Source organism: Staphylococcus sp. EG-SA-10 (assembly GCF_017151945.1).
Taxonomy (GTDB): Bacteria; Bacillota; Bacilli; order Staphylococcales; family Staphylococcaceae; genus Staphylococcus; species Staphylococcus aureus.
Genome location: NZ_JACVZJ010000010.1, coordinates 1 through 18,974, shown reverse-complemented (window position 1 = coordinate 18,974; position 18,974 = coordinate 1). Strand labels below are relative to the sequence as shown.

Here is an 18,974-nt window from a genome sequence, read left to right as displayed (position 1 = left end):
TTAAGCTAATTTAAACGTTTCAATAACTTTCCATTTATCTTCGTCATCGTCAAAACGTAACAAAGTTAATTCATCGATAATTTCTTTATGGTCTACCCCAGCTAATGCTACTTGACCAAAAATATCTTCGAATTCTTGGCTAGATAGCCCTTGTGCTATTGTAAAGTGTGGCACAAAAACATGTTCAGCTTCTCCATAGAAATCTTCTCCATTAAAGCGATTAAACAATTCTTCTAAGTCGTCCGTCTTCGCAACTTTAAAGTAAATCACATTGTTCGTTGGTTTGAAGCTAGAAGCTTTTGTAGCATGAACTTCTACTGCTGGTATACCATTAATACGAGCTCTAACCTGTTCAATGACAGAATCTAAATCACCATCTTCAATTTCAAATGGCGCTTTAATTGTCACATGTGGTTTAATTCGTGAATACTGTTTATCATATCTTTTACGGTAAGAATCCACCGCTTCTTGAAATGACTTTGATGGAATTAATGCTAATCCTAAAATCATCTGAATTCCTCCTTTGTTTAACCTATTGCTATTATATCAAATTTCTTTGAAAACCGTTACATTAAAAATAATTCATTATACATCTTTTGCAATTTCGACAAATTTAAATTAAATTAAACAGTAAAATCTTTTATAAATTATATTATAGACCAGACTATATGAAGACAATTCATACTAAATCTACTAATGTAAATTATTCATAAAGTTTATCATCTGTGTTTTTACTTAAAAAATACAATAATATATCTGACAGCAATGGTTTCCAATCTTTCCATTGGTGACCACCTTCAAATTCATCGTAATAATAAGTTATATTATATTTCTTAATTTGTTCAGCTAATTCTCTATTCGGTGTTAAGAAATCGGCACGCTTACCATTTGTTGGTAAAGTGAAATCTTTTTCATCCAGACCAATGACATGCCAAATTGTCAATTGTTCTTTATTAGCACATTGATTTAGCTTATCTAATACTTTTTCATCTGAATGTGGACTTAACATTGCTACACGACTAAAAATCGTTGGATAGGTCAACGCCGTTAATAAGGCAATACTACCCGCTAAACTATCCCCTACTAATAACCTTGCATTACCTACTTTCAGTGTAGAAAACGTCGAGTCAATAAATGGCAATATTTCTTTACCGACTGATTGAATAGTTAAATGAGAACGACTTCCTTGTGGATGAAATTCCTCTCTACGCTTATCAACGTCTTCATAATGGAATCCGACAATAATCGCATCATCAATACGCGCTTCTTTGATTAACGATTCATATGTACGTTGTATTCTCCCGAAACGTAAAAAATCTAATCCGTCAAAGCAAAGAATGACATTATATTTAACAAGTTGATTATAAGATTCTGGCAAATAAATACTTAGTGTGACATCTCTATTTAAAATATCACTATATAAAACATGTTTATTAATCTTTCCAGCTTTAAATTCCAACATAAAAAAGTGCCCCCTAGTAATTGTATTATTATTGTACCAAGAGACACTATATTTTAAAATTCAAATTTCTGAGCACCTAAAATTCTCAATACTTTTTCTTTTTAATCAAATGATCACTACATATACCATAACTAAAAGTTGACTACTTTTTGGCACGTGCTTGTTTTAAACGTTCTGGATATGTCTTCAACCAAAAGACAGCATTAGGTAATTTATTCGGATCAGGTTGATAAACTGCATTATAACCGCTGCCTAAACGTTTCTTTTGAATTTCATAATCTTTTAAAGCATTTACGGCAGGCTTATGTAAAATCCAAATCGCAATGATATTTAACCAAGCCATTAGACCTACACCTAAATCACCGAATGCCCATGCTACATCAGCTGTTTTAACTGCACCGTAAAATGTAGCGAACAAAATAATCACACGAGCAATATTAATAAATACCGATGAAACTTGATTATTTTGATTACGCGTTAAATAAGCAACATTTGTTTCTGTAATATAGTAGTACGACAAAATTGTAGTAAATGCAAAGAAGAATAAAGCAAATGCAATAAAGTACGAACCTACGCCAGAGAAAGTAGGATCAAATTGATAACCACTGCCATGGAACGCTTTATCAATGCCGGCTTGTGCATACATCGCAGTACCTGAATAATCTTTGCCTGTTGCATTTTCAACATAAATCCCACCGTCTTTAATTAAATGCGGTGTGCCATTCGCATTAACCGTACCATCAGTCACATTATATGTACCAGAAATAAGTATAATCAGAGCAGTTGCAGTACATACAAATAATGTATCAATATAAACTGAAAATGCTTGTACTAGACCTTGTTTACTTGGATGTGATACTTCTGCTGCCGCTGCTGCGTGTGGACCTGTACCTTGACCAGCCTCATTTGAGTATAATCCACGTTTAACACCAATCTCTATCATTGCGCCAACGATACCACCAAAAGCAGATTGTAATCCAAATGCTGATTTGAAAATTAATGCAAATAACGCTGGCACTTCTTGTATATTGATACAAATGATAATGACAGCCATTAGTATGTAAATAATTGCCATAAATGGTACAACGGCTGTTGCAACATTGGCAATACTACGTACACCACCAAAAATAATTAATCCCAAAATAACTACAACAATACCACCCATTAACCATTGTGGAACATGAATCGCATTATGCATAGAACTTGCTATAGCATTAGATTGCACACCAGGAAGCAATAGACCTACTGAGATAATCGTAACAATAGCAAAGATAATTCCGTAAATTTTACCAAATTTACCACCAATACCATATTCTATATAATACGCTGGTCCACCACGGTATTCATTATTTTCAACTCTCTTGAATATTTGACCAAGTGTAGATTCAATAAAAGCACTACTTGCACCTAAAAACGCAGTAATCCACATCCAAAATACTGCACCAGGTCCTCCTATAAATATTGCAGTAGATACACCGACAATATTACCTGTACCAACCCTGCCTGCTAAAGACATGGCTATCGCTTGAAAACTTGAAATACCATTAGGAGACTTCTCTCCTTGAAACATTAATCGAATCATTTCTTTAAAATGTCTAACTTGAAAAAATCGCATACGCAATGTAAATAGCACACCAGTAATTAGCAAACCATAAACTAATGGCTTACTCCAAACAACCTCATTTAAAAAGGTTACTAATTTTTCAATCATAAGATTCCCCCTATTGTTTAAACATAAAAATATTATACGATTAAGCACGAGACACTTCAATATATTTTTCAGAATATTCTTATAAATAATAATATGATCATTTCATTATTTAATCACGTTTAATATTAAAATAAGTTATTCATATAAATTGGTAATGTTTGATCCATTTGCAGACTTACGAGTCATTGAAAAGTCTCACAAACAATTGAAAGTAAATATCTTAAAATAGAAAGTGAATGGTTAATTTAAGTATATTTAAAAAATATTAACCTTTTTAAGCACTGCTATTTAGGATATACTAAATAATAACTAAGTTTAGAAAAATAGGAGGAACATCGTTTATGTTAAACAAGGTTTGGTTCCGAACTGGCATCGCTCTGATTATGCTGTTCATTCTCATCAAACTATTTATGGAAGTGCACGAAGTATTTACTCCAATAGCTACAATCATCGGTTCTGTATTTCTTCCATTTTTAATTAGTGGTTTTTTATTTTATATCTGTCTACCTTTTCAAAACTTACTTGAAAAAGTCGGTTTTCCAAGATGGGCTAGTATAACAACAATCATGTTAGCTTTGTTTGCTATTATCGGCTTAATTGTTGCGTTTGTTGCACCTATCATCATTTCAAATATCAACAATTTAATTAGTCAAACACCTGCCCTACAAAAAGAAGCAGAGCAAATTATTAAATTCGCACTAGCTCAAATGGATAAATTACCTGAAGATGTAACAAGTAGAATTACAAATATGGTCAAATCAATGGGTGATGGCGTTACTAATATTTTATCTAATTCATTGCAGTACATTACATCATTAATTTCAACCATCTTCTTATTGATTATGGTTCCATTCTTCTTAATTTATATGTTAAAAGACCATGAAAAATTTATCCCAGCTGTTGCTAAATTTTTCAAAGGTGAACGTAAAGTATTTTTCGTAGATTTATTAACTGATTTAAACTTTACATTAAAATCTTACATTCAAGGTCAAGTAACTGTCAGTGTTATTTTAGGTATATTCTTATATATCGGTTATTCAATTATTGACTTACCATATATTCCTTTATTAGTACTATTTGCTGGTGTCGCAAACTTAATTCCTTTCTTAGGTTCATGGTTATCATTTGCACCTGCAGCAATACTCGGTATTATAGATAGTCCTACTACATTTATATGGGTTTGTATCATTACATTAATTGCACACCAACTTGAAGGTAATATCATTACACCAAATGTAATGGGTAAATCTTTAAGTATCCATCCTTTAACAATTATCGTTGTTATTTTAGCAGCAGGAGATTTAGGTGGCTTTACATTAGTTCTGATTGCAGTGCCATTATATGCTGTACTTAAAACGGTTGTTAGTAATATTTTCAAATACCGCCAACGCATTATTGATAAAGCAAACAGTAATGTTAAGGACTAATTCTGTGGATGTCTTTTAATAATATAAGATACTATCGCCTCAAAAGTTGAAACTACAGCTTTTGAGGCGATTTTTTTGTGCATAAAAAATCAGTCAGATGAAATATCAAATAATTTTCCATCAGTCCGATTATTATAAAAGCAAAAAAAGCTTTGCTCACATATATAATAACGTGAACAAAGCTGTTGAATGATATTATTTAATTGCGTGGAATCCGCTATCTACATGAATATTTTCACCTGTAACGCCACTTGATAAGTCACTTAATAAGTAAGCCGCAGTTTTACCTACTTCTACTTGATCAACATTACGTTTTAAAGGTGCACGCTCTTCGATTTCTTTAAGAATTGTATTGAAACCACCCACACCTTTTGCACTTAATGTACGGATTGGACCAGCTGAAATTGCATTAACGCGAATATTATCTGGACCTAAGTCTAATGCTAAATATTTAACATTTGCTTCTAAGCTCGCTTTAGCAACACCCATCACATTGTAGTTTTGAACTGCGAATTCGCCACCTAAATATGTTGTTGCAACAATGCTACCACCTTCTGGCATTAATTTTTTAGCTTCATGAGCAACGATAGTTAGTGAGTAAGAACTAATGTCTTGAGCTAACAAGAAACCTTCACGTGAAGTTTCAGAAAAACGTCCGCGTAAGTCTTCCATATTAGCAAATGCGATTGAATGATATACACCATCGATATTGCCAACATCTTTACCAATTTGCTCAAAACCATTAATAACCTCTTCATCGCTTTGAACATCAATTTGATATAAGTGCGCTTCTGGTTGATTTAATTGTTCTAATAATTTTTCAAGCTCTTTACGGCTACGTTCTTTACGGTAAGTAAATACTAATTTAGCACCTAATTGATCTAAAACTTTAGCGACACCAAAAGCAATACTACGCTTATTAGCGATTCCCATGATGACATATGTTTTGTTTTCAAGATTTAACATGTAAGATAACTCCTTATAATAATTAATTTAACGGATAGAATATCTAATCCCAGTTTTAACTAACTTTTTATTCGTCAATACATTTTAACACTATTATGACTTTTTAATAAAGTTATTTAAACGTATTACAACGATAAATGTTTGATTTAGTCCTTTCTGTATCAAACTTGATTTACGTAAAAAGCATTTATTTATCAAAATCATATACATACAAGCATTTTAAAATCATTAATTTTACGTCGTACTAAAATAAGCCTGCATTTTAATATCATTATTGTTAAAAATAAAATTCTAACTCTTGCTTCAATTCATCAACGTATTCTTTAGCACCGGTAACAATTAAGCGATCACCATATCGCAATTGTGTATCTCCATGCGGAACAATCGACTCATTATTACGGATAATACGCACGAAGATGATGTCTCCTCCGAATGGGAAATTACGTAATTGAATATTTTCATATTTATAATTTAACATTTGGATTTCATATAGTGACGTTTCAACATTACTTAATAAATTCAACATGTTAGGTGTTTCAATTAAACCTTTTAATAAGATTTTATTACTTAAGTAGCTACTGAAAATTTCAATACCTGAATCAACTAACTCTGTATCGTCCGTTGTGCTTTCAAGTCTGCAAATGACACGCTCAACTTGATGTGCTTTGGCTAATTTAGCAACTTTTCGGTTAATATCATCGTCATTCGTGGCACAAACAACTATGTCTCGGTCAAACAGACCTAGTCGTTCTAAAACATCTTGTTCATAATCAGCAATTTCTATCATAGTGATATCATCCGACAATTGACGACGATCACTCAAGTCTTTGCGATAATATAATGTCACGTCATATAACTGAGATGTTAAATTTTGCGCTATAGGAATCGTTAATTGATTTTTGCCAATTAAACTAACTTCAATTTTACGGTTAAACTCATCTGGAACTGGAAACAGTTTTTTGAAAATAATCGGAACGAATACACATGTAATGACTGCGCTTAAAATTAATATACCTGACGTTTCAGCTGAAATAGCATTTAATCTTTCTGAAATTTTGGCTGCAGCTATCACGAGCGATAATGTTGATGTTAATAAAAATGCTGATGCAATCGTTGTTTTCATATCAAACCAACGTCGAATAAACATGACTGGAATTAATTTTGAAATGATAAATGCAACGATTAAAATCGGTATGATAATTAGTAATTTCGGTTCTTTAATTAATGAAGGTATGTTTAAATCTACACCAACCATTATGAAGAAAATAGGAATAAAGAACCCGTAACCAAATGAGTCTAACTTTTCAACCATTTCTTCATCTGGATTTAATAATGAAACAACGACACCGGCTAAGAATGCACCTAATATATTTTCTGCGCCAACTCCCTCTGCTAGGGCTACTAATAATATTATTAATGCAAACACCGCACGAATACCGATTTGCGTCGTACCATCCATCAATTTTTGTAAAAATGACATTCTTTTAAATTGAACACCTAAAATATACGAAATTGCTGTGAAAACAACTAATATACCTATTAACCATATTGTACTGCCGCCTTGACCATTGATTGCACCATAGACCGTTAATAAAATCATAGTTACTAAGTCCGCAAGTACTGCTACTAATAGGATAAATTGCCCTATAGTTGTTCTCATAATATTCATTTCTTTTAAGGTTGGAACAACTACGCCTAAGGAAATAGTTGAAATGATAATCACCATTAATAACACATCATCCACTAATCCAAGCCATTTAAATACATACGCTAAAAGAATCGAAATAATCATAATAAATGCAAATACAGTTAACGCTAGATTAAGATGCCCTGGAATTGAGGATTCATCATCATTTTGTCCTTGACGTGCGCGTTTATCTTTTTTAAAAGCTTTAAAATCAATTTCTAAACCACTTAAAAACATTAAAAAGATAAAGCCTAACGTTGATAAAATATTTAGAATTGAATCCCTTTCTACTATATTTAGAAATGAATTTCCAATCACAATCCCCATCAAAATTTCTGCAACAACAACTGGCAAGAAATTAATATTTAATCGATTGACAATTATTGGAGTTAAAAACGCTGCTAAAACAACAATAACTAAAGATAAAAACTCCATAACTCCTCCTTAAATTAAGTAAGCCATAAATGATGTAGCTAAACCAAAATAAATCAACATACTAATAATATCATTAATTGTTGTAATAAATGGTCCGCTAGCCACTGCTGGATCGATATTCAACTTATTCATCAATAATGGAATCATCGAACCTACAAACGTCCCCACTGTCATCGCACAAGTTAAACTTCCTGCAACGATTAATGCTAAAAGTGGCTGATGATATATTGCAACAATAATTGTAAATAATATTGTTGAACATACAACACCCGATAATACACCACTTCCCGCTTCTCTTAATGCAATTCTAAATTTACTTTGCTCATTAATTTCCCCTGTCGTAATGTTACGAACTGAAACGGCTAAAGACTGTGTACCTGAATTTCCTGACATACCACTAATAATAGGAATAAACGCTGCGAGTAGCGCTACATTTTCTAATGTTTTTTCGAATCTCCCTAAAATTGTCGCAGTAATCATTCCTAAAAATGTTAAAATAATCAACCATGGTAAACGTTTTAATGCTGTTTTGATGATTGAATCATTAGTCGAATCAATATCTGAAACCCCGGCTAAACGAGAGTAGTCTTCACTAGCCTCTTCATCCATAACGTCTAAAATATCATCAATCGTGATGATACCAAGCAAATGTTCTTGGTAATCTATAACAGGTACAGCCATGAAATCATAGTCTCTCATAACTTGAGCAACATCTTCTTGGTCGTCTGCTACATTCACACTAATGACACGTTCATTCATAATATCTTCAATATAAGCATCATTTTCAGCTACAATTAAATCTCTTAGCGATAAAACACCTACTAATTTACCAACATCATCAACGACAAAAATCACATAGATTGTTTCTGCGTCTGGCGCTTGCGCTTTGACCAATAATAACGCTTCTTTAACAGGCGTATGCGCTTTAAGTGATAAATACTCCGTCGTCATAATACCGCCGGCCGTATCCTCATCATAGTGAAGTAGCGCTTTGATTTCATTCGCGTCATCTTTATTCATCAATGTTAAAAGACTAGCAACTTTTGGTTTAGTCAACTCATTTAAAATATCTACTGCATTATCATATGACATTTCTTCTAATATGTGACTAGCGTATGTCGCATTCATCTTATCAAATAGCAACTCATATTCATCGTCATCAATATCTAATTGATCAAAGAAATTTGCAACCTCTTCAGGTGATAAATATTGAAAAATCTTTTGTCTATTTTCATCGGTAGTATCTTCAAAATACTCACTTTGTTCATATGTGTGTAATGCTAGAAATTCATCTCTAAATTGATCAATATCATCATTTTCTAAGTATTGATCTAATAATGTCTCATCATATAATTCCTCTTGAACACGCTCTTTTTCATCTGTGTTCATTGACATACTTACACCCCCTGTGTGAATTAGAGTTGATTGAATAATTTAAGTAATTGCTTATAATCAATTGTAATATAAATATTGTTCTTATTGATTGGATGAACAAAATATATTTGCGTACATTGCAGTACTTGACCATGAATTTTATCATGAAAACCATCATACAAAGAATCTCCCACAATTGGATGCCCAATATGTTGAAAATGTACACGAATTTGATGTGTACGTCCCGTATGCAAATGAACTTTACACAAACTATATTTATCATTTTGATTTATTACTTCATAAGATGTTTTAGCGTATTTACCATCCGAGGCAACTTCCCTAGTTATAATACTATCCTTTGACCGTCTAATATTAGCTTCAATAATACCAGATGTATGAGTTTTACCATATACAAGGCAAGTATATATTTTTTTCAAGTTTCCTTTAGAAAATAAATGATGGATATGTCCATATTTAGCAAATATCACAATACCAGTTGTATTACGATCTAGACGCGTAACAATATGTGGGTTAATATTTTCACCATGTTCCTGACAATGATATAGTACCTGTTCGATTAAACTTTCATGAGGATGTTCTCTCGAAGGCGTACAATTTTGATTGTTTGGTTTAGTAACTATGATGATAAAAGCATCTTCATACAATACTTCTAGCTTACGAGCATAAGGTATTAAATTAACACTCGGTATTTCTCGCGGTAAATGAATTTCTAATATATCATTTGGCATTAATTGCTTACGCACTGTGACTGGTTCATCATTAACAATTAAAGCGCCATTATTTTTAATGGCGCTCACTGTCTTCTTAGAAAAATCATGTCGTGCTAAAAAAGTTTTAACAGTTTCTTGGTGTGATATATGATACTTAAATTTCATCGTTCTTCATCACTTGATATGAAAGAATCGTGTACACGTTTCCAGAATGGGAATGGTCTAAAACGTGCAAACCTCACTTTTTCATTTGCTACACGGTATTGTATTGAATTAACATTTTTATGTTTGATACTAACATGATCTATCGTCATTCTAATGGTATCATGATTAACTGGTGATATTAAACATGTATGATGCTTTGGTAATACAAGTGGTGATCCTACCGTTCTAAACACACGATTATTTATTGAGGCAATTTCTGTAATTTGCATTGCTTCAAGTGAAGGGTGTATCAGTGCGCCACCTAGCGCTTTGTTATAAGCCGTTGAACCCGAAGGTGTTGATACACATAATCCATCGCCTCTAAATCGCTCAAAGTGTTTCCCTCTTAAGTTAACATCCACAACAAGTGTTGAGCCATTTTCAGTTTTCATCGTTGCTTCATTTAATGCTAAATACCTTGTTTCATAGCCGTTGTCGTTGTATCTCATAATAATTTCAAGCAATGGATATTCAATGACCTGAAACTCTGAATTATTAATTTCGATGATTAATTTTTCAACTTCATGAGGTAACCAATCCGCATAAAATCCTAAATGACCTGTATGAACTCCAACAAATGCCACTTTTGATAACATGTGGCTATACTGATGGAATGCTTGTAGTAATGTACCATCACCACCAACTGAAATAACAATTTCAGGATTTTCACTATCCTCAATCATGCGAAAATCTTTCATATAGTTCATCATTTTATGCTTTAAGGCATTAGACTTGGAGTCACCTTTAGTTAAAATTGTATAACGCATGATTTATAACACCTCGTTAATCATTTTCATGTTTTTTAGAACGTTTTTGCGTGTAATATTTTTGAGCTTCCTGAATTTCATCTTTAATTTCAGACATCTCTTCATCAAGTAAATACGCTGCTTCTGCCGCTCTTTCCAAACGATGTTGAATTTCATCCGGATAAGCACCATCATATTTATATCGTAAAGTATGTTCAATCGTTGCCCAGAAATTCATTGCTAATGTACGAATCTGAATCTCAGCCAATATAAATTTTTGGCCTTGTAATGTTTCGATTGGATATTCAATAATGACATGATACGAGCGGTAACCACTTTCTTTAGTGTTACGAATATAATCTCGTTCTTCAATTACTTTAAAATCTTTTCTTTGTCTTAAAATATTGACGACAACATCAATATCTTCAACAAATTGGCACATCATTCTTAAACCAGCGATATCGTACATTTCTTCTCTTAACCTATCAAATGGTATTTGTCGTTTGTTTGCCTTATCTATAATACTAGCGATTGGTTTAACACGACCAGTAACAAATTCTATTGGCGACGCTTGTTCACCAACTTCATATTGTTTGCGCATGCCTTTAAGTTTCACTTTCAACTCATCAACCGCTTGCTTATAAGGTGTTAAGAACTGATCCCATTGATTCATAGTGCTTCACCCCGCTTTATTCAATGTCGAATGTTTCTTCAACGGTTGCAACAAATTCCTTACCATAATTATTATTTCCTTTTATGTTGTCTAAAATATAAGTAAGTTCTTGGTGGAATTCAGTCAATTCTAGTTCATCATTGATAATAATTTTTTTAGTCATGTTTTCATGCAACATCGTCCATGTTTCTTGTACGAAAATGAGATAAGCATACGCTTTACCATCATCTAATGTATACGCAAAGGCATAATTATCACTATCAACGAGCATTTGTCCTACTTCAGATAATCCTTTAATAGAATCTTCTGTATAACAATAAAGTGTGTCATCTTTAATTTTAATTTCATTAATATATAAACGCATGCTTAATCCTCCTCTTATTCCATAACATTTTAACACAATTCAATAATACAAAACACTTACGAACACTATTTTTAATGGTCAAATTAACATTGATAATAGATAAAGGAAATTACTTTTAAAATTCAACTTTGTCATTCATAATATAGTTAAGATAAATTGAATTTGATACGAGGTGTATACATATCATGGCAACAAATCATGAAATAGAATTTAAACAAATGATAACTGCATCAATCTATAATAAATTGCAAGAGAAATATTTTAAAGACAGTGTGCTGTTTAAGCAAGTCAATTACTATATTGATACACCCGATTTCAAATTAAAGGAACATCGCTCTGCACTACGCATAAGAGTTAAAGACAATCAATATGAAATGACTTTAAAGACACCAGCAAAGGTTGGTCTAATAGAATACAACTATATCGTCGACATTAAACCAGAGATGAACTTGATTATTTCAAACGACAATCTTCCAGATGACATTCGTCAAATTATAGTTGAACAGTTTGGTGTAAAGGATACAACTTTATCAATACTTGGCGCATTAACGACATATCGCCAAGAAACTAAATATAAAGGTGATTTACTTGTTTTAGATAAAAGTGAGTATTTCGATACTACGGATTATGAGTTAGAGTTCGAAGTTAAAGACTATAATCAAGGTTCACAAAAGTTCCAATCTTTATTAAACGAACTAAACCTCGAACATCATCAACCTTTAAATAAAGTTCAACGTTTTTTTAAGAAAAAAGAAACACTTTCAAACAATATAAATTAAATTGGCAAATATGCATATTTCTTTCAAATGTTTAAAATCATGTTATATTAGTTATATATTAACTTAAGTTCGTAACAGTAAATTTTTGAAAATGGGTGATTAAATGACAACAACACCATATGACATCATTGGTAAAGAAGCGTTATACGATATGATTGATTATTTTTACACCCTTGTAGAAAAAGATGAACGACTTAATCACCTGTTTCCAGGGGATTTTGCAGAAACAAGTCGTAAACAAAAACAATTTTTAACACAGTTTTTGGGCGGTCCAAACATTTATACCGAAGAACACGGACATCCTATGCTAAGAAAAAGACATATGGCGTTTACAATCACTGAATTTGAAAGAGATGCATGGTTAGAAAATATGCAGACAGCAATTAATCGCGCTGCGTTTCCACAAGGTGTTGGAGATTATTTATTTGAGCGCTTAAGATTAACTGCTAATCATATGGTGAATTCCTAAAATTAATTGTAGGTGAATAAACATGGCTGGAGAATTACGAATAATGGAAAATAAGAGTCGTGAAGATATTAATCTATCACCTGTAAGTAAAATCGAAATTTATTCATTTTTCGATCCATTTAGCTCCGATTGCTTCAAATTATCAGCAATCTTATCCAAATTAAGAATTGAATATAATCAATATATACGTATCAGACATATATTAAATCCTTCGTTAAAAGTATTAACGAAATGCCAAGCTCAAAGTACATCCAACTTTGATAACATCGCCCTAGCTTATAAAGCAGCTGAGTTACAAGGTCGTGTACGTGCCGAACGATTTATACATTTAATGCAAAATGAAATCATACCTAAAAGAGATATTATTACAGAATCAATGATTTGTGACTGTATTCAAAATGCTGGTATTGATTTAGAAGTATTTAAAGACGACTTACAAAAAAGTAAACTAACTGAAAGCTTGAAAATTGATTTGCATATTGCAAGAGAAATGGAAATCGAAAAAGCCCCTTCTCTCGTTTTCTTTAGCGAAGATGTTCATGAAGAAGGTTTAAAAGTCGAAGGATTATACCCATATCACATCTATACTTATATAATTAATGAATTGATGGGTAAACCTATCGAAAAGAATCTTCCTCCTAAACTAGAAACTTATATACAGCAACAACAACTTGTAACGATGGAAGAATTACTTACTATTTATGAATGGCCAGAAAAACTTTTAAACAAGGAGTTAAAGAAGTTAGCTATTCAACAAAAAATTGAAAAACTTAAATATCCAGATGGCGATTTCTGGAAATCTAAAATGCCTAAAATCAAATCAAAATAAATAACTTAAAGACCTCGTACACCATAAATGTAACGAGGTCTTTTTATTGACACTTAATTTTGCAACATTAAATTATTAGAACGTAATGTTACGCATCGATCTAAAAATATTAGTGATGTTTTTCGAATTTAAGCGGTTCGAAAATTATACAAATTATGAATTTGGTACATAATAGACATATATTAATCATTAATGTATAAAAAGTGTATATTTAATACATTTTTATATAACTTCACTTCCCTCTTATTAAAAAAGAACATAAAAAAAACGTCGTGTCTGAATACACGACGCTAAACAAAGGGGATGGGAGAAATTTTTCACTTCAAACAAAGGGGTATGTTTGTTATGTGATTAATTTCATGTTCATAATATAACACGCTATCTCTCCCATTTCAACCTTTTAATAGTACTTAATTTAAATTGTCACAATCTGTTCATAATGTAAGCGAATACAATAGTACTAAGCTTTCATTAATTTTTCAAAAGCGTTCAATTTTTGTTCAAAAACTTCACAAGCTTGTTCAATTGGTTCAGGTGTTGTCATATCTACACCAGCATTTTTTAATATCTCAATTGGATAATTTGAGCTACCTTTTTTCAAGAATTCATTAATATATCTATCTACTGCTGGCTTACCTTCTGTTAAAATTTGATGACTTAAGCTTTGAGCTGCACTGTAACCAGTTGCGTATTGATATACATAATAATTCATATAGAAGTGTGGAATACGTGACCATTCCTTACTAATATCTTCATCAGTTTCTACAGAATCACCGAAGTATAATTTATTTAATTTGGCATATTCTTCATTCATTCTAGTTGGCGTTAATGGTTCACCTGCTTCTTCAATTGCATGAATTTTATGCTCAAATTCTGCGAACATTGTTTGTCGGAATAATGTAGCTCTGAAACGTTCTAATTCTTGGTTTAATAATAATAAGCGTTTTTCATCATCAAGATGTTTATCCATATAATCGCTTAAAAGTGCTTCGTTACAAGTTGATGCTACTTCAGCGACAAAAATAGTGTAGTCACTAGAATTTGACGGTTGGAATTTTCTACTGAAGTAACTATGTGCTGAATGTCCAAATTCATGAACTAATGTGTATAAGTCTGAAATAGTATTAGACCAGTTAAGTAGAATAAATGGATTAGTTAAATGTGCACCTGATGAATAGCCACCTGAACGTTTACCTTTATTCTCATAGACATCGACCCAACGATTGTTTAAGCCTTCTTTAACTACATTTAAATATTCTTCACCCATTGGTTCTAAAGCTTTTAACATCCACTCTTTAGCTTCTTCATAAGGCATTTCAAACTTAATATCTTTAATTAATGGTGTATATAAATCATACATTTTCAAGTCATCTAAACCTAGCAATTCTTTGCGCAATTCAGTATATCTATGTAGCAATGGTAAATATTTATGTACAGTTTTTACTAGATTGTCATATACATTTTCTGGAATATGATTATTACTCAATGCTTTTTCTCTTGCAGTTTTGTAATTGTGTGTACGAGCATTAAATACATTTTTCTTCACTTCACCTGCTAGCGTAGCGCCAAGCGTATTATTATGAGCACCATATGCTTTATATACATTTCTAAAAGCACTTTCTCTTAGTTTGCGATCATCTGATTCTAAATACTTAATAAATGTACCTTGTGTTAACGGGTGTGCATTTCCATCTTTATCAATCGCATCTTCAAATACTAAATCAGCGTTGCTAAACATACCGTATACATTTGATGGCGTTGATAACGCGTCCTGCGCTTCTGTTAATAACTTTTCAGTTTCAGCATCTAAAATATGAGGACGTTTTTCATTAATCAACTTCAAATCAAATGCGAATTTTTGTAATTTATCATATGAATTTACAAATGATTGAATTTTATCTTCATCAATTTGTAAAATCTCTGGCACTAAGAAACTCCATGCCGAGCTAAATTTAATAATTAATTGATGTGCTCTTGACTCCATACCAGTATACTTGTCGTTCGTTGTATCTTGGTCTTGTTTTAGGTGCGCGTATACATATACTTTTTCTAATTTAGTACCTAATGTATCTTCTAATTCTAACGCATTGTATAATGTTTCAGCACTATCACCAATGTGTCCTTTAAATTGTTCTTCTTTGCCTAACTCATTTTCAACTTCTTTAAATGCAGCCTCAAAAGCTTCATCATCTTTGAAAATTGTTGTTAAGTCCCATGTATATTCAGGATATTTACGTTCCTGTTCTTCTCTCGATAATTGTTGACTCATATGTAGTAAACCTCCTAATAAAATATAATTGATATAATTTTCTCATTTTAGAACAAAATTTGCACGTCATTACCTCTATCTGAACAAATATTTAAATAATTGTTAATAAGTTTTTCTATAATTGCTGTTTTGCTATCTAGAGCAACAATAAACTTTTTCAGTTTAAAATAATTAAGATTGTCACTTAGTAATTTGCTTTTTCCATTCTTTAACCATAAATCAACTTGTAATTGCCACTCAATTGGATGATTTTCAATATAAATTTGCTCTGGAAAAATATAACCATAATTGTGCACTACTTCTTGAACAGTTAACTGTAACTGATACATTGCACTTAAAGTGGGTTCTAAAACAGAATTTTGCCAGCGACAATATTTGATATATTGATTAATTGCAAACTTTGATAATTTATAAACAGCATGATAATCACAAGGCGCCTCATTAAACAACTCACTAATTTTGGCATTCCCTTTTTCAGCGACATATTTGTGCCCGCCTATATATTGTATTTGTTGAAACATCATTATTTGTTTTTTCTCTAAATTAAACGTATGAAGTTTTCGAGTGATTGGATTAATAAACATACTTTGAAAATGATTGAACTTCACTTTATTATGACAATAATCAACATCATTTAATAACCAACTTACTTTATATCCCATTTTCTTTAAACCTTCCGTTCGTTGAAGAATCTGTTTATAAGGAATTGGCGAATACTGTAGCTCAATAACATATTTATTATTAATCAAAATATCCGGAATTTGTTTTATTTCTTTTAAAAATGGCTCTATCTCTACTTTACATCCTTGTTGCTGTATCATCTGTGCTAAAATCAATTTACTTTTATAATGTTTAATCGATTCATTATTAAAACATTTTTGTTCCGCTAAATGTTTATGTGCAAAATGACTAATTACTTTGAGCCCACGCTTTAAAATAACTTGCTTGCCACACACCGGACAAAAATATTGTGTCTTTCTCAATGCAGTAGTTGCTAACACGCGTTCCTTTTCTTCATTTAAAGCTACTAACATATCTTCACCTCAAAATATTACACGTAAGTTTAACTACTATTACTTTTTCAGCTTTTGAAATCAATAAAAAAAGAGACTCCAAAGAGTCTCCTTTCATAGTGCGTTGCTTAATTAATATCGTTATTCAGCTGTCTCTGGAAAATAACGTCGAACTTGAGCTGTTACGTTATGACTCATAATTATTTTAGCATAGTCATTTAAATAAACTTCTGTTCTGTCTGTTGGATAAGCAAATTCAAGCAATTGACTGTAACTATCATTAATGACCTCTTGATCAACATGACTATCAAAATGTACAGCATAATAATAAGTACCATCAACCATATATAACAAATCTTCAAACTCTGTAGTTATTGGATTGCTATGATATGCATAATTAATAACATCTTCTAAATCGTTAAATTTCACAATGATTGTTCTTGTATTTTTACGTGCTGAAGACTTTTGACATTTAGAACCTTGAGCCTCTTTTTCTTTTGTTCGTTGCTCGAATAATTCTTCTAATTGATCTTCACCTTCTAATGTTTGAGCTAACAATTCTTGAACTTGTTCATCAAATTGATCAGTTGCATCATCATCAGACATATTCATCATATCTTCATTTTTAGATTTAGAAATTGTGACTTCGACACCTTTTTCAAAGGCATGTACTTGAATCCATAATGGACCTTCTACAACAAAATCTTCTTCTTCGTTAATTTCATCCATCATTGACCAAAAGAATTCTTCGCCACGTTTGCGATTTGTCCATAAATCTTCACGACTAAATCCACGGGCCTCGATATCGCTATATGTTATAAACAATTTTACAGTTGTATCATCTACTCGTTCTATTCTCATATCATCTCACTCCTTACAGTCGATGAATAGTATCCACATTGTATTAAAGCATCAAACAAAATACAATATATTTGTTTGATTTCTTTCTCTAAAATATTTTGGTAACTTATAATAACATATTCGTTGTAGCAAAACTATTTAAATGATTTATACAGTTAAAGCATTAAAGCACTTTCTTAATTTAATTTTACCTTATCATAGCAAATGTTTCATCCAAAACACTCTAATATAGAGCTATATTAACAATTGCACATTTGATTTAAAAGCCTTTAAAAGATACTAAGCAATTATTGTAAAATTAAAACCAAAAAAGCAACACTATAGAAATAGCGTTGCTTGACATATCTTTTAGTAAAGTATGACACATAGTTAAATGGTTATTAGTCAACCATACGTTGTGCTTCTTGTAATTGGAACGTACGAACTTTTCTAGGTAAGAAACGTCGAATCTCGTCCTCATTATAACCAACTTGTAGTCGTTTATTATCTAAAATAATTGGACGACGTAATAAGCCAGGATTATCTTGAATGATTGAATATAAGTCTTGTAATGGTAGTGAATCAATATCAACATTTAATTTTTGGTATGTTTTAGAACGTGTAGAAATGATTTCATCAGTACCGTCTTCAGTCATTTTTAATATTTGCTTAATTTCATCAATTGTTAAATGTTCAGAAAAAATATTACGCTCCGTATACGGAATGTCATGTTCTTGTAACCATGCTTTCGCTTTACGGCAAGATGTGCAACTTGGTGAAGTAAATAATGTTACCATACATCTCACTCTCCTATTTGAATGAATAAAATTCATTGCTTAAAATTTAGTTATAGATCAAGAAAAAACATTTTTTTCTAAAATTCTTAATCGTTACTATTTATTATAACTATCTAACATTAAAATTAAATGAGAAAAACCTAATTTTTCAGATAAGTTTCTACACTTATAAAAAAGATTATTAATCCCTTTGTTAGT

At 31.6% G+C, this 18,974-nt stretch carries 18 protein-coding genes; 4 read left to right on the top strand and 14 right to left on the bottom strand.

The window, feature by feature from the left end; genetic code table 11:
* The 3 genes from IDG45_RS08795 to IDG45_RS08785 all read right to left on the bottom strand — a co-directional run bounded on the left by IDG45_RS08795 (nt 1) and on the right by IDG45_RS08785 (nt 3,173).
* Nucleotides 1-510: a YjcG family protein gene (locus IDG45_RS08795; protein ID WP_000600387.1), complete on the bottom strand. Its 510-nt coding sequence runs from the start codon at nt 508-510 to the stop codon at nt 1-3.
* Nucleotides 511-703: 193 nt separating this feature from the next.
* Nucleotides 704-1,462 carry an esterase family protein gene (locus tag IDG45_RS08790; protein ID WP_000889177.1) on the bottom strand — a complete coding sequence of 253 codons (759 nt, stop codon included), beginning with the start codon at nt 1,460-1,462 and terminating at the stop codon, nt 704-706.
* 142 nt (nt 1,463-1,604) lie between these two features.
* Nucleotides 1,605-3,173, bottom strand: a complete 1,569-nt coding sequence (locus IDG45_RS08785; RefSeq protein WP_000570704.1) for an alanine/glycine:cation symporter family protein — start codon at nt 3,171-3,173, stop codon at nt 1,605-1,607.
* A 341-nt stretch (nt 3,174-3,514) separates the two neighbouring features.
* Between IDG45_RS08785 and cozEa the strand changes: the two genes are divergently transcribed.
* On the top strand, nt 3,515-4,600 hold the full coding sequence (gene cozEa / locus IDG45_RS08780) for a lipoteichoic acid biosynthesis protein CozEa (protein WP_000933105.1): 1,086 nt from the start codon (nt 3,515-3,517) through the stop codon (nt 4,598-4,600).
* A gap of 195 nt (nt 4,601-4,795) precedes the next feature.
* Here cozEa and fabI read toward each other — a convergent pair whose 3' ends face one another.
* The 7 genes from fabI to IDG45_RS08745 all read right to left on the bottom strand — a co-directional run bounded on the left by fabI (nt 4,796) and on the right by IDG45_RS08745 (nt 11,780).
* The gene (fabI, locus tag IDG45_RS08775; protein ID WP_000933195.1) at nt 4,796-5,566 is read right to left on the bottom strand and encodes an enoyl-ACP reductase FabI; all 771 of its coding nucleotides are present in this window, start codon (nt 5,564-5,566) and stop codon (nt 4,796-4,798) included.
* Between the two features lie 277 nt (nt 5,567-5,843).
* The gene (locus tag IDG45_RS08770; protein ID WP_000395153.1) at nt 5,844-7,688 is read right to left on the bottom strand and encodes a monovalent cation:proton antiporter family protein; all 1,845 of its coding nucleotides are present in this window, start codon (nt 7,686-7,688) and stop codon (nt 5,844-5,846) included.
* A gap of 9 nt (nt 7,689-7,697) precedes the next feature.
* Complete coding sequence (gene mgtE, locus IDG45_RS08765) at nt 7,698-9,083, bottom strand: magnesium transporter (RefSeq protein ID WP_000062408.1); 1,386 nt, start codon at nt 9,081-9,083, stop codon at nt 7,698-7,700.
* 20 nt (nt 9,084-9,103) lie between these two features.
* Complete coding sequence (locus IDG45_RS08760; protein ID WP_031927829.1) at nt 9,104-9,958, bottom strand: RluA family pseudouridine synthase; 855 nt, start codon at nt 9,956-9,958, stop codon at nt 9,104-9,106.
* Complete coding sequence (locus tag IDG45_RS08755; RefSeq protein WP_001270834.1) at nt 9,955-10,764, bottom strand: NAD kinase; 810 nt, start codon at nt 10,762-10,764, stop codon at nt 9,955-9,957. The genes IDG45_RS08760 and IDG45_RS08755 overlap by 4 nt, the downstream gene beginning before the upstream one ends.
* Before the next feature lie 16 nt (nt 10,765-10,780).
* A complete protein-coding gene (gene yjbM, locus IDG45_RS08750) occupies nt 10,781-11,416 on the bottom strand; it encodes a GTP diphosphokinase (RefSeq protein ID WP_001077683.1) in 636 nt (211 codons plus the stop codon).
* Nucleotides 11,417-11,432: 16 nt separating this feature from the next.
* Nucleotides 11,433-11,780, bottom strand: a complete 348-nt coding sequence (locus IDG45_RS08745) for a UPF0738 family protein (RefSeq protein WP_001242107.1) — start codon at nt 11,778-11,780, stop codon at nt 11,433-11,435.
* A 185-nt stretch (nt 11,781-11,965) separates the two neighbouring features.
* On the opposite strand from IDG45_RS08745, the gene IDG45_RS08740 reads away from it, so the two are divergent.
* From IDG45_RS08740 to yjbH, 3 genes are all read left to right on the top strand, one after another.
* Nucleotides 11,966-12,559, top strand: a complete 594-nt coding sequence (locus IDG45_RS08740; RefSeq protein ID WP_000224616.1) for a CYTH domain-containing protein — start codon at nt 11,966-11,968, stop codon at nt 12,557-12,559.
* A gap of 103 nt (nt 12,560-12,662) precedes the next feature.
* A complete protein-coding gene (locus IDG45_RS08735) occupies nt 12,663-13,028 on the top strand; it encodes a truncated hemoglobin YjbI (protein WP_000214067.1) in 366 nt (121 codons plus the stop codon).
* A 22-nt stretch (nt 13,029-13,050) separates the two neighbouring features.
* The gene (yjbH, locus tag IDG45_RS08730) at nt 13,051-13,857 is read left to right on the top strand and encodes a protease adaptor protein YjbH (RefSeq protein ID WP_000896694.1); all 807 of its coding nucleotides are present in this window, start codon (nt 13,051-13,053) and stop codon (nt 13,855-13,857) included.
* Between the two features lie 460 nt (nt 13,858-14,317).
* Here the strand turns inward: yjbH and pepF are convergent, their stop codons facing one another.
* From pepF to spxA, 4 genes are all read right to left on the bottom strand, one after another.
* Nucleotides 14,318-16,126, bottom strand: a complete 1,809-nt coding sequence (pepF, locus tag IDG45_RS08725; protein ID WP_000082725.1) for an oligoendopeptidase F — start codon at nt 16,124-16,126, stop codon at nt 14,318-14,320.
* A 47-nt stretch (nt 16,127-16,173) separates the two neighbouring features.
* Complete coding sequence (locus IDG45_RS08720) at nt 16,174-17,160, bottom strand: competence protein CoiA (RefSeq protein WP_000959278.1); 987 nt, start codon at nt 17,158-17,160, stop codon at nt 16,174-16,176.
* 120 nt (nt 17,161-17,280) lie between these two features.
* Nucleotides 17,281-18,000 carry an adaptor protein MecA gene (mecA, locus tag IDG45_RS08715; RefSeq protein ID WP_001217725.1) on the bottom strand — a complete coding sequence of 240 codons (720 nt, stop codon included), beginning with the start codon at nt 17,998-18,000 and terminating at the stop codon, nt 17,281-17,283.
* Between the two features lie 380 nt (nt 18,001-18,380).
* Nucleotides 18,381-18,776: a transcriptional regulator SpxA gene (gene spxA / locus IDG45_RS08710; RefSeq protein WP_000258003.1), complete on the bottom strand. Its 396-nt coding sequence runs from the start codon at nt 18,774-18,776 to the stop codon at nt 18,381-18,383.
* Between the last annotated feature and the right edge of the window lie 198 nt (nt 18,777-18,974).